At 68.5% G+C, this 11,354-nt stretch carries 13 protein-coding genes and 2 pseudogenes; 6 read left to right on the forward strand and 9 right to left on the reverse strand.

What is annotated here, in order from left to right; all coding sequences use genetic code 11:
- The 4 genes and pseudogenes from ACFU8W_RS51025 to ACFU8W_RS51040 form a co-directional block, all read right to left on the reverse strand.
- Nucleotides 1–200 (reverse strand): annotated as a pseudogene (locus ACFU8W_RS51025) (DNA-directed RNA polymerase subunit alpha); the annotation flags it as partial.
- A gap of 354 nt (nt 201–554) precedes the next feature.
- Entirely contained in the window at nt 555–1,751 is a 1,197-nt protein-coding gene (locus ACFU8W_RS51030; RefSeq protein WP_384052671.1) for an MFS transporter, read from the reverse strand.
- 107 nt (nt 1,752–1,858) lie between these two features.
- Nucleotides 1,859–2,287: an Rrf2 family transcriptional regulator gene (locus ACFU8W_RS51035; protein ID WP_384052672.1), complete on the reverse strand. Its 429-nt coding sequence runs from the start codon at nt 2,285–2,287 to the stop codon at nt 1,859–1,861.
- A 332-nt stretch (nt 2,288–2,619) separates the two neighbouring features.
- Complete coding sequence (locus ACFU8W_RS51040; protein ID WP_384052673.1) at nt 2,620–3,414, reverse strand: SDR family NAD(P)-dependent oxidoreductase; 795 nt, start codon at nt 3,412–3,414, stop codon at nt 2,620–2,622.
- Nucleotides 3,415–3,642: 228 nt separating this feature from the next.
- Between ACFU8W_RS51040 and ACFU8W_RS51045 the strand changes: the two genes are divergently transcribed.
- Nucleotides 3,643–3,822 (forward strand): hypothetical protein, encoded by a 180-nt coding sequence (locus tag ACFU8W_RS51045; RefSeq protein WP_384052674.1) that lies wholly within the window; start codon nt 3,643–3,645, stop codon nt 3,820–3,822.
- Between the two features lie 298 nt (nt 3,823–4,120).
- Here ACFU8W_RS51045 and ACFU8W_RS51050 read toward each other — a convergent pair whose 3' ends face one another.
- Together ACFU8W_RS51050 and ACFU8W_RS51055 are read right to left on the reverse strand one after the other, a co-directional pair.
- On the reverse strand, nt 4,121–5,032 hold the full coding sequence (locus tag ACFU8W_RS51050) for a GNAT family N-acetyltransferase (protein ID WP_384052675.1): 912 nt from the start codon (nt 5,030–5,032) through the stop codon (nt 4,121–4,123).
- Between the two features lie 153 nt (nt 5,033–5,185).
- Nucleotides 5,186–5,962, reverse strand: a complete 777-nt coding sequence (locus tag ACFU8W_RS51055) for a hypothetical protein (protein ID WP_384052676.1) — start codon at nt 5,960–5,962, stop codon at nt 5,186–5,188.
- Between ACFU8W_RS51055 and ACFU8W_RS51060 the strand changes: the two genes are divergently transcribed.
- Nucleotides 5,880–6,089, forward strand: coding sequence for a hypothetical protein (locus ACFU8W_RS51060; RefSeq protein ID WP_384052683.1), 210 nt, complete (start codon nt 5,880–5,882; stop codon nt 6,087–6,089). The genes ACFU8W_RS51055 and ACFU8W_RS51060 overlap by 83 nt on opposite strands.
- A 33-nt stretch (nt 6,090–6,122) precedes the next feature.
- Here ACFU8W_RS51060 and ACFU8W_RS51065 read toward each other — a convergent pair whose 3' ends face one another.
- Entirely contained in the window at nt 6,123–6,554 is a 432-nt protein-coding gene (locus ACFU8W_RS51065) for a hypothetical protein (RefSeq protein WP_384052677.1), read from the reverse strand.
- Between the two features lie 589 nt (nt 6,555–7,143).
- On the opposite strand from ACFU8W_RS51065, the gene ACFU8W_RS51070 reads away from it, so the two are divergent.
- Nucleotides 7,144–7,269, forward strand: a complete 126-nt coding sequence (locus tag ACFU8W_RS51070) for a hypothetical protein (protein WP_384052678.1) — start codon at nt 7,144–7,146, stop codon at nt 7,267–7,269.
- Nucleotides 7,270–7,651: 382 nt separating this feature from the next.
- Here ACFU8W_RS51070 and ACFU8W_RS51075 read toward each other — a convergent pair.
- Nucleotides 7,652–8,176, reverse strand: a pseudogene (locus ACFU8W_RS51075) (hypothetical protein).
- A 35-nt stretch (nt 8,177–8,211) separates the two neighbouring features.
- Nucleotides 8,212–8,715 carry a hypothetical protein gene (locus ACFU8W_RS51080; RefSeq protein WP_384052679.1) on the reverse strand — a complete coding sequence of 168 codons (504 nt, stop codon included), beginning with the start codon at nt 8,713–8,715 and terminating at the stop codon, nt 8,212–8,214.
- A 131-nt stretch (nt 8,716–8,846) separates the two neighbouring features.
- Between ACFU8W_RS51080 and ACFU8W_RS51085 the strand changes: the two genes are divergently transcribed.
- From ACFU8W_RS51085 to ACFU8W_RS51095, 3 genes are all read left to right on the forward strand, one after another.
- A complete protein-coding gene (locus ACFU8W_RS51085; protein WP_384052680.1) occupies nt 8,847–9,617 on the forward strand; it encodes a transposase in 771 nt (256 codons plus the stop codon).
- A 181-nt stretch (nt 9,618–9,798) separates the two neighbouring features.
- Complete coding sequence (locus tag ACFU8W_RS51090; protein WP_384052681.1) at nt 9,799–10,332, forward strand: RNA polymerase sigma factor; 534 nt, start codon at nt 9,799–9,801, stop codon at nt 10,330–10,332.
- Between the two features lies 1 nt (nt 10,333).
- Entirely contained in the window at nt 10,334–10,948 is a 615-nt protein-coding gene (locus ACFU8W_RS51095) for a hypothetical protein (protein WP_384052682.1), read from the forward strand.
- The last annotated feature ends 406 nt before the right edge of the window (nt 10,949–11,354 follow it).

Genomic DNA, 11,354 nt, shown 5'->3' on the forward strand with positions numbered 1-11,354 from the left:
GGCACGGTGGTGAACTCGTGCAGGACACCGTCGATCCGGATGCTGGTGACAGCAGCGCCGGGGATCGAGGAGAGGAGCGTGCGGCGGAGGGAGTTGCCGAGGGTGTAGCCGAAGCCCGGCTCCAGCGGCTCGATGACGAACCGGGAGCGGAACTCGTCGACGACCTCTTCGGTCAACGCGGGACGCTGAGCAATCAGCATGGGGCGGTGCCTCCAGATTTCGGCGCCCGCTATTTGACACCGTAGACACCGCAGGGTATCGGCAATACGACCTCACATGAGGTCGCACCGCCCGACGCCGTCAGGTGCCGGCTCAGCCGGCGGGACGGGAGAGTTGCCCGAAGCGAGCGGCTCCTTTGCCGTCAGGCCGCAGACCGGCGCGGTGGTGAGACGAAGAGGCCGAGTGCCTGCTGCCACGGGTCGGTGCACATCCGTGCCGCCAGCGCCTCCGCCGCCTTGCGGGCCGAGCGACGCCAGCGCGCCGGGCTCTCCGTCCTGGGCGTGGTGCCTGTGGGGAGGCCGCTGTGACGGTGGCGGCTGGTGAGCAGGTGCGGGTCAGTTGGCCGGTACTGGCTCTGCGTGCGGCGTGGGTGCGTGGTGTGCCGTGTGGCGGCGGATGACGTTGTGTGCTGTCTCCGCCGCGATGAGGGAGAGCACGATGAGCACGGTGCCGATGGGGCCGAGCCAGTGGGCGCCGGACCAGGCCATTCCGGCCTGTCCGAGCAGCGGGGCGAGGGAGACGCCGACGTATACGGTGGCGGAGTTCAGCCCGGTGAGCATGGGGGCCGCGGAGGGCATGGCGCCGATCAGGCGGTGGGTCTGCGGGGTGAGGAATCCCCAGCCGCACAGGCCCCAGACGACCAGGGCCACGACGGCGGTGCCCAGGTGCGCGCTGGACCAGGGCAGCAGGGCGAAGTCCAGTGCGAGCGCCACGAGGGCGGTGTTGATGATCCGCCGGGAGCCGAGGCGGTCGACCAGGTTGCCCGAGCCGAGGGTTCCGATGGTGGACGCCACGCCCCAGACGAACAGCAGGATGGCGAGGGCGGTGCCACTGCCGCCGGTGGCGCGGTCCAGGCCCTCGGCGATGTAGGAGTAGACGGTGTACAGGCCGGTGAACAGCAGGAGGGTGGTCAGCAGGGTCAGGCCGATGCGGCGGTCACCGAGCGGGGCGACGCGGGCGCGCAGCGGGACCAGCGGCGGGTTGGGGATCTTGGGCAGCAGCAGGGCGATTCCGGCGGCGGCGAGCAAGCCGAGGGCGGAGACGAAGAGCATGGTGGCACGCCAGTCGCCGCTGAGGCTGCCGATTGCCGTACCGAGGGGAGCACCGAGCGCGGTCGCGGCGCTGAGACCGGCCATCACGGCGGAGATGGCGCGTCCCCGGCGCTCCGGTGGTGCGAGCGCGGCGGCCGCGGCGACGGCGGTGGGAGTGACCATGGAGCCGCCGAGCCCGGCGAGTGCCCGCGAGAAGAGGGCCACACCGAAGTCGGGGACGAGGGCTGTGAGGAGGTTGCCCACGACGAAGATGCCGAGGCCGGAGAGGAAGAGCGTGCGGCGTGGCCAGCGCGTGGTGGCCGCTGCCATGACGGGGCCGAGGATGGCGTAGGTGAAGGCGTAGGCGCTGATCAGCCATCCCGCGGTGCCGATGTCGACGCCGAGGGAGTGTGCCGCGTTGGGCAGGATGCCGGCGATGACGAAGCTGTCGGTGCCGATGGCGAACATTGCAGCGGTCAGTACGAGGAGTGATCGGTACACGTCGGAGGGGTCTCCCAGGTGATGTAACAAATTCAGTTACATTTGAGCTTGTAAGAAAGGCCGATCCATGAAGGTCGGCCGGGGTGAGCTGCGACTTGCTCGAGGGGTCAGGCGATTGTCTTTTTGAGCACGTCGGCGACGGTGACGGTGGCCAGTTCGGCTGTCATCGAGTCTTGCGCGCGGCCGTACGCCTTCTGCAGCACGGGCGGAATGCCCCGCCCTACGGGGCACTCCTGATTGGGGGGCGCGGCGTGCAGCGAGATGAGAGGCTCCGGTTCGACGGCCAGGTAGACATCCCGCAGCGTGATCGAATCCGGGGTGCGCGCCAGCCTCCAGCCCGCACCCTGCCCGCGCTGTGAGACGACCAGGCCCGCGTCGCGCAGGCTGCCGAGGATGCGGCGGATAACAACGGGGTTGGTGTTGACGCTGACGGCGATCTCGTCGGAGGTCACGATGCCGTCGGAACGCCGGGGGCAGACCATCGCCATCCAGGTCAATGCGTGCGTTGCCACGGTCATACGGCTGCTGGCACTCATCGAACCTCCTCCGTTCGGAGCGACCGAAGCCCTCCTGTCGAAACCAACTTTGTTACGTCACGAGGGCGCGTGTCAAGCGCCGCGAGTCGGATCGGTCGGCGACGCGCTGGACGGCGCGCCAGTGAAGTCCGCGATCGGCCTGCGAATCCGGGGCTGATCACGTCGTGGCGGACACCGAAGTCGCGCGCCGGGGTCGAGTCGGCCGCCACCGACTGGGTCGACCGGCAGGGCCCGACAGCGATGCGGTCACGGCGGCCGGAAGCCCAGACGAGGGGCCGCGGAAGACGAAGACGGTGCCGGGCCTGGTGTGTGACCGGGCCGGGCCTGCTTGGTCAGCGGCTGTAGCGAGCGGCGGGCCGGGACAGCGACAGGTTGGGGCGCATGGCCTGGCGGGCCTGGTCGTAGGCCTCCCACTGGCCGTAGTCGGGCAGCGAGGGGATGGTGACCAGTTCGCCCGCCTCGAGTCCGGCGAGTCCGGCCCGGGCGGCATCCTGCGGGGACATCACCGCCTCCTTCGGGAGCTGGTCGAGCTCGATGCCCGAACCGTTCCAGAGCGTGGTCTCCAGCGCCCCCGGCAGCACGACCTGCACCCGCACCGCGGAGTCGGCGAACTCCTGGGCCAGCCCCTGGGCGAAGGCCAGCACATAGGCCTTGGTGCCGCTGTACGCGGCGCCCACCGGGAGGATGTTGAGCGCGAGCGCAGAGGAGATGTTGACGATCGTGCCCGCGCCGCGGTCGGCGAATGCCTTCGCCGCGGCGGCCGCGATCCGGGTGAACGAGGTCAGATTGAGCGTGATCAGCCTCTCCAGCCGGTCCGGATCGGCCTTCGAGAGCGGGCCGAGCAGCGCCATGCCGGCGTTGTTGACCAGCGTGCCGATCGACGCGTCGCCGGCCAGGCGGTCCTCGACCGAACGGATCCCCTCGGCGGTCGTCAGATCCGCGCTCAGGGTGGAGACCTTCCGTCCCGACCGCTCGGCCAGCCCCGCGGCGGCCTTCTCCAGCCTTGCCTCGTCTCGCGCGACCAGGATGATGTCGTGTCCCCGTGCGGCCAGTTCCTCGGCATAGGCCGCGCCCAGGCCCGCGGTCGCGCCGGTGATCAGTGCAGTACCGGTGGTGGTGGTGGACATGGCTGGACCTTTCCTCGTACTCGGGCAGGGTCGCACTGTGTAGATGGTCGCGACCTCTTGTTGTAACCAACTTTGTTACATCTCGAAGCTGCGTGTCAAGCTCCGGGCTCGACGACCGGTAACAGCTCCGAACCATCGATGCGTAGGGCAATCTCAACGTGTATCGATATACATCGAATCAGTCCGTTGCGGGCTGCCGCGCGGGCACAGATCCGGGAGGAACCGATCGTGGACTGCGATCTCTTGGTTTCGTGTAAGGCGCTGGCCGCGGTCCGGGCCCCGGTCGAGCACGGCTTCGCGCACCTGAAGAACTGGCGCGTCCTCAGCAAGGTCCGCACCGACCCGAAGTGGGCGACCGCGCTGGTGCGGGCCCTGCTCGTCTTGACGAACCGGGAAGTCGCCCGCTGACCGACGATCTCCACCGAAGTCACCCGCCCGTCACCAGCATGAGTACCCCGGAGCCGACGCACACAGGCCTGTGACCCGCTACTTCACGATGCGCACCATGGCGCTGGTGGCCATGTTCGACCTCTACCCGCTCGCCTGGGTGGGCCTGGTGCCCGAGGTGGGGTTCAGCAACGGCTGGTGGATGCTGCTGGCCCGGGTGTGCATCACGCCGGCGATGCTGTGGGGTCCGATCGTTCTGGCTCTCACCTGGGCCTACCACCGGCGGCGTCGCCTGCCAGACGCAGGGCGGGCGCCGGGTTCAGACGTAGGTCCTGTGCCACTGGTCGGCCGCGCCGAGAAGGGTCATGCCGGCGGAGGTGTAGGCCTGCATGGCGCCGGTGTTGTGGGTGTCCACGTCGACGCCGACCGTGCGGTGGCCGCGGGCGTGGAGGAGGCTGAAGGCGGTGGCGAGGAGTTGGGCGCCGAGGCCGTGGCGGCGGTGGGCAGGGTGGACGCCGAACCAGGCGATCCAGGCGCGGTCGACGGGGTCGCGGGCGATGAGGGCGCCGGCGGAGACGCTGTCGAGTTCGGCGAGGAGCCATAGGTCGGGGTTGTAGCCCTCGCGTCGGCGCTGGGCGTGGTGGAAGTCCTCGAAGTCCGGGTGGGGGTGCTCCGGGTCGCCGGTGAAGGCCTCGTTCAGCACGGAATGGACGGTGCGGAGGTCGGTGTCGTTCCGGGCCGCGCGCACCGTGGGCGCCGTGGATGCCGGGTGTTCGGGGAGGCCGAGGGAGTCCAGGGCAACGGTGAGACGGCTGCTGCTGTGGACGACGGTCCAGCCGCGGCTGAGGAGTTGGTCGCGGGGTCGGCACCCTGGAAGTTGATAGAGCGTCACCGGTGTGTCGTGGGTGGGGAGATCGTGGGCGGCCCAGGCGTCGAGGCGGTCCAGGAGCGCGGCGGTGACGGCAGGTGCCTCTGGGCACGGGGCTACGACCAGCTGGGCGCGCAGCTCGCCCGGCTGGGGCGCGGGGTGGAGGGCGGCGAAGCCGAGGAGACTGCCGTCGGGGGCCGACGCGGCCCACGTGCGGGTGGCCAGGTCGAGGCCGGGGGCTGCCAGCATGCTGCGCACCTCCGCCGGCCCGCTCTCGCGGCGGCCGACCGTCGCCTCCTCGTCCCGGCCGAGCAACTCGGTGAGGGCGTCGACGTCCGCGGGGGATACGGCTCTCCAGTCCATCCTCGCACTGTCGCAGGACGAGGCGATGGGGGCCAGCGGATTTAGGCGGCGCCGCGGCAGTGGGCGACGATGAGGGAGGGTCGGCCGGTCCGCGGTGGGATGCCGCGGGCCGGCCGGCCCCTTGTGCTACCAGGTCACCGGCCTGTGATCAGGTCAGTTTGCGTTGCGGTAGAAACTGGCGTTGCCGTTGGCGGTGTGCGCGGTGTAGACGACCGGGTCGGCCTGGGTGGCGACGGTGCCCGCCAGGACGGCGAGGCCGCCGCCCGCGATGTACATGCCCTCGTCGAAGGCCTGGCCGTTGGTCGGCGTCTGGCCGACCGCGAAGATGGCCACGCTCTTGCCGTTCACCACGGAGGTGGACATGTAGTTGCCCACCATGGAGCCCTGCGTGGTGGAGGCGATCTGCGAGAGCGACATCGGGCCCGCCACCGTCTGCGCCGCGCTCCACGTCGCGTCGCCGTCGGTGGAGGAGGTGAAGCCGACCTCCAGTTGGCAGGTCGACGCGGTGCAGCTGCTGTTGGGGTAGAAGTAGTAGTACAGCCCCAGTTTGGCAGTGCTGCCCGAGGTGGCGTGGTCGACGCCGAGGCCCGGGATGAAGTGGTCCACCGTGCTGCTGGTCGCGCCGATCGGCACCCGGGTCACCGCGGACCAGGTGGTGCCGTTCGTCGAGGTCGAGTAGACGATGTCGTTGGACGAGCAGTTGATGCGGAAGCGGCGGTCCTGCCAGGCCACGTAGATCTTGCCGGAGGCGTCGATCTCGACAACAAGCCCCTGACCAGGGGCCAGAAGCTGTCGAAATAAGGCGCTGGCCGCGGTCCGGGTCCCGGTCGAGCACGGCTTCGCGCACCTGAAGAACTGGCGCGTCCTCAGCAAGGTCCGCACCGACCCGAAGTGGGTGACCGCGCTGGTACGGGCCCTGCTGGTCCTCACGAACCGGGAAGTCGCGCTGACCGACGATCTCCACCGAAGTCACCCGCCCGTCACCAGCATGAGTACCCCGGAGCCGACGCACACCAGGCCCGTGACCTGCTACTTCACGATGCACACCACTCTATGAACCGCAGCCCATTCGGGCCGTCGCTCCGCAGACCTAGACCATGGTCAGCAGGTGATCCGTCGGTCCGTAGTCGATCTTCCAGTCGGCATAGACCCCGCAGAACCCATCCTTGATGCACCGCAGGCCCACGGTCACCCAGCGGACCGCTCCGTCGGTGCCGAGCGAGAACGCGACCGCAGCCTCGAACTCCTCGCTCCCGCACGGGCAGCCGGCCGCACCGGGCTCGTCGTCCTCCCAGGACTCCTCGTTCCAGTACTCCTCGCTGTCCGCGACGAACGCACGGCTGCCGCAGCCCGAACACTCCCGTTCCGCCCCGGACGCGTTGACCAGCACGAAGAACACACGACCGCCGCACCCCTCGCAGACGGAAGGAGCGATCTTCACCGGGCGGTCGTCGACCGCATCCCGGAGGAACGCCGCGAACTCCGCGGGGACACCCTCCCCAACCTGATCATCAGCATGCACAGACACATCGTTCCAGACGCCCCGAACCAACACCCGACCAGCTTGACCAAAGACATAGGGGCACCCCCCGCACAGGAGACGCTCGACTTCGGCTGCTATACCGCCCAGGCCAGCCCGAGTTCGGCGAGTTGCGCGAGTTGGTCGTCGGTGAGGCGGTCGCGGCGGCTTTTCTGGTTGCTCAGAAATACGCCCAGTCGTCGAGCGCTCGCCACACAACTGGGATGCAGGCCCGAACAGGTGGGGCGCTGTGCTTCCTGCCTCGAGCCCACCGTCCGGTATGGAGACGGCGGCAACCCCCTGTGCCCCTGCTGCAAGGCAAGCCGACCCACCGGGGAGCGCCCAGCCCGATGAGCGGCATGAACACGACGCAGCGGGTCGAGGCCGCCCTCCTTGCGGCAGCTGTGCACCGGCTGACGGTTCCGTGGGGTGCCGACTATCAGCGCCGACCCATAGGCGGTCCAGCCACCTGTCAGAAATCCGGCCGGTACTGGACGGCCCGTCACGGGCAACCCCACCGCGGCCCTCAGCGCCCCTTCCACGGGCCGAGACCTGGATCCGCCCGGGTCGGCGTGCCGCGCTGGTGGCGGCTGTGGGGCGACCAGAGCGGCACCTGCCCCTGTCCGAACAGACCGATAGCCGAGGGATCTCCGTCGTCTACCGCTACAGCCAGGACCTCGATGCCATCCTCATCCTCTGGCTGATCGCCGGACCCTGACCTCAGCCGCTGCGCTCAACGAGCCCGTCACTATGGTGGCGGGCTCGCGTCATGTCCGGTGATATACCCGCCGGGCTCCGAAAGTCGGGGCCGATGCGCGATCAGAGGGACGTCGGCCCGCTGCCGCCGGAGCCCATCAGCACGTAGAGCAGGGTCACGACGCCGACGGCGACGAGCAGGGCAACGTCACACCCGAAGCGGACACCACTGCCGGGCCGACGATGCAGGGGAGAGACTGGAGCGGCCAGGTGTCGGCGGTCATGCAATTCCCCAGTCTCGGCCGCTTCAGCGTCACGTAATTCCCCGCCCGCGCGGTCACGATTCCCCATGGGGACAGCGGACGCGGCCGCAGGTCCAAGGACCCGACCGGCAAGCCGAGCGCCTAGCGTCCGGGCCAGTCCACGTTCCACTCCGGCGGCAGGACCGCGTCGCAGAAGGCGCAGACGAAGTCCTCCTCTCGCGCGATATTGAGCTGCTGGCAGGCGGGACAGCGTCGGAACACCACCTCATGCGTGAAGCCGGACGGGTGAACGATCCCGGCCTGGTCCAGGGCCTTAGCGAGGGCCGGCCACGAGCTGACGTCCGGGCAATAGCCGGTCGACTGATTGCTCACCTCGTTGACCGCCCACCGCCCGGACTCCTCGAGGAAACTGATCTCACCGGCGCACAGGACCGCTTCCCCACCAGCGCACACCACGTGCTCACTGCGGCGCGGTGCAAGCCGCAGGGCTCCGGTCTGATCGACAACGAAGGTGAAGGGCTCGGACAACTCCTCTGCTGTCTGAGCCGAGGCTCATTCGCCGAAGTCTGCTGGCGAACGCATGCTCTGGCCACCGCCGCCCGGTCGGACGAGACTCCTCAAGCCGGCCGGACCGACATAGCGATAGCTCCACCCCTGCATGTTCATGCTCGCCAACCTAAGGGCTGTCCCGCAATGACTGCTCATAGCTCCGGGAACGGCAGGGTGTCGTCCATCACCTGCAACAACTTCCGAGCAGGTGCCGCCTCCTCTGGCCGTACGGAGGAGGCGACACCCTCGACGACTGACCGGCCTGCGTACACGGCTGTCCTTGCGGCTGCCTCCCAGCCGGGTTGCTGCCGGTAGCTCGCGTCGTGCTTGCGGTCCTGGGTCGCCGCAGCGGCGGAGTGCCACTGGTCGGTCCGGCAGATACTTCCCAGCAGGTCCAACAACTCGGCCTTGCAAGCCACGTGCGGGGACCCGATTAGTTCGAGAAGGAACGGGACCGTGGGAGCTGTCGCCTCGCCGACGACGAACCCCAGCGCACAGATGGCATCGCCCAGGTCATCGATGGCGATGCGGGCCGTGTCCTCATCCCCATATGCGATCCGGGACAGCAGAGGGGGAATACCGCCAGCCGCAGCCCCCGTCGCGTCGCGCAGCTCCCCCCAGCGGACCCCAGAGACGCTCCTCAACAGACTTCCCACGCCCTGCTCCTCATCAGATCGTCGTGCCGGCCCCAGCAGTGCTAAGCATGGTGCAGCTTGGATGCGGCCCGGCCAGGCGGCCTTTGACTGGGTGGTGCAACAGGGCCCCGGCTTGGCGCCATGATCTTGCTGTGACTGGAGTGATCACGGCGTCGGCCCCTTCCTGGATAGCCCCGTTCACTGGGCTGAGCCCGCGCTGCTTCGACAAGTTGGTGACCGCGCTGCGTCGTGAGGGGGCCGATGAGGTGCAGCGGGGTCGGCCATGGGGGCTGCCGCTGGAGGACCGGGTGCTGCTGGTCACGACGTACTGGCGCACGAATTTGACGCTGCGCCAGCTTGCCCCGCTCTTTGGGGTATCGAAGTCCGCGGCCGACCGCGTCATTAGACACCTCGGCCCCCTGCTCGCGCTCCGACCGCGCACGCGGTTCCGCAAGGACACTGTGCTCATCGTGGACGGAACGCTGGTCCCCACACGCGACCACACGGTGGCCGAGCAGTCGAAAAACTACCGATACTCCACGAATCACCAGGTCGTCATCGACGCCGACACCCGGCTCGTCGTGGTGGTCGGCCAGCCCTTGCCCGGCAACCGTAACGACTGCAAGGCATGGGAACTGTCCGGCGCCAAATCCGCCGTCGGCCACACCACTGTGGTCGCCGACGGCGGCTACCGAGGCACCGGCCTGGTCATCCCGCACCGTCGCGAACGCGGACAGCACGAACTATCCGCCTGGAAGGAAGAGCACAACGCCTCCCACCGCCAGGTCCGGGCCCGCGTCGAGCACGTCTTCGCCCGCATGAAGACCTGGAAGATCCTCCGCGACTGCCGCCTCAAAGGCAACGGCGTCCACCACGCCATGCTCGGCATCGCACGCCTGCACAACCTCACCCTCGGCGGATAGTTCAGCGACCGCACAGCAACCGACCCTGCCCTGGGCGACTCATCCCCGATCCACCACGAGGGCGGCCGGCCGACGGCCGGGCGCATCTCATCGGTGGCCTGACCGGCTGTCGGACTGCGACAAGAGAGATCGAACGTTTCCGGTCCCTGCTCCGTCATAGGTGTGAGAAAAGGAGCTGGGAATGGCCCGATGGCGCAGAGCCGAGTCCCCGGACCGTGGACCGACCCTTGCGGAAGCGCTGGACAGCGGGAGAGTACGGGCAGTACTCGCCCTCGGCGGCGTGCCCTGGGACGAGCTCGACGACGGAGTCCAGCAGGTACGGCTGAAACTGATAGAGGAGGAAGCGAAGCGGGGGCGTCAGCAGGTCAGGGAGCCCGCGGCCTGGATCAGCGTCGTCGCGTCCCGGGTGGCGATCGACTCGCATCGTGCGCGCAACCGTGACGCGGGACTGCGGGAGCGGCTGGCCGGCCGATGGGAGCAGCACCCGCCCACCGAACATTCGGAAGAACACCGGCTGCTCGCACTGACTGTCGCACAGGGCCTGGATTCCCTGCCCCCGGTGCAGCGGCAGGTACTCACCCTGCGCTTCTACGCCGACCTCACTGTCCGGGACATGGCGGAGCTGCTGGACATTCCGGAGGGAACGGTGAAGAGCCGGTTGCATGCCGCCGTCACTGCCGTGCGGGCACGGCTTCGGGAAATGGAGGTGCTCTGAGATGCAGACAGCGGACGAAGACCGCATCCGCCTGGCACTCGGCATGATCGGGGCCGAGGCGGCCAGGGACTGCGCCGACGCGGATCGCGAACCGGTACCGGTCGGCCCACGGCGTCCGGCACGCCGAAAGTACCTGCCGGTGCTGATCCTTGCCGCAGTGGTCGCCGGCGTCGCAGTTTCCTACGGGGCGTGGACCGATGGGTCCGGCACAACCTCGCGCAGTCCGGCGGGCCGCGAGGCGGAAGCCGGTATGACATGGGAGGCCGTGGTTCCTTGTACGCAGGTGATCGCCGAGGGTGATGTGCTGTCGGTCCGTGATGCTCCCGAATCCGACAGGGTCATGCTGACCTTCGCCGTCGACGACTGGCTGAGGCCGGCGCAGGGACGAAAGCGGATCGACGTCGATGTGCTGGATCCCGCTGCGGAGCCCGGCTCCGCACGCTGGAAACCGGGCGAGCATCTGCTGCTCGCCGTTTACGATTTCCGCGATCAGCCCGCGAGTTACTTCCGCGGGAATCAGATCGCGGCGACGCGCGCGGCGATCGAGCCCTACCTCAAGGAATCCGAGGGAAAGAAATGCGGGCTCACCGGCACATGGCGTGACGCGGGGATGTGAGCGGTTCCGGCCTGCCGTCCGGCGACCCGAGCCCGTGCCCGGCGGCTCGTGACGAGGGCATGCGTCGAGGTGGCGCGGTTCCGGTGCTGCGCCTGGTGCCCTGGTACACACCCCGAAACTGATGATCTGTAAGTTCTTGTCAGTGGTGGTTCGGCATGGTGATGTCAGTGTGGTGGGTATCGGATTTCTGCTGTTCAGCGTGCTGTGGTCGGGGTTTCGGGTGGTGACACGGATGCCGATTTAGCGCTGACGTTTTTGGCATCTCGCCTGGTCAGTTGGTTGCCGGTCGGTACAGCACGGTGTGTGTTGTTGCTGGTCTTGTGTCCTGAACATGAATGGGAGTTGGTCGTAGGCAACTTCTGGAATTGATGCTGTGCGGAAGATGAAGGTTTTGTGGCCCTTCAGA

Origin of the sequence: Streptomyces sp. NPDC057565, from assembly GCF_042801455.1 — a bacterium.
GTDB classification, from domain to species: Bacteria; Actinomycetota; Actinomycetes; order Streptomycetales; family Streptomycetaceae; genus Streptomyces; species Streptomyces yanii.

Bases quoted from the DNA above. Each gene is read 5' to 3' on its own strand.
- ACFU8W_RS51090 (WP_384052681.1), top strand. From the start codon at position 9,799: ATGGCCCGATGGCGCAGAGCCGAGTCCCCGGACCGTGGACCGACCCTT.
- ACFU8W_RS51040 (WP_384052673.1), bottom strand. From the start codon at position 3,414: ATGTCCACCACCACCACCGGTACTGCACTGATCACCGGCGCGACCGCG.
- ACFU8W_RS51095 (WP_384052682.1), top strand. From the start codon at position 10,334: ATGCAGACAGCGGACGAAGACCGCATCCGCCTGGCACTCGGCATGATC.
- ACFU8W_RS51035 (WP_384052672.1), bottom strand. From the start codon at position 2,287: ATGAGTGCCAGCAGCCGTATGACCGTGGCAACGCACGCATTGACCTGG.
- ACFU8W_RS51050 (WP_384052675.1), bottom strand. From the start codon at position 5,032: ATGGACTGGAGAGCCGTATCCCCCGCGGACGTCGACGCCCTCACCGAG.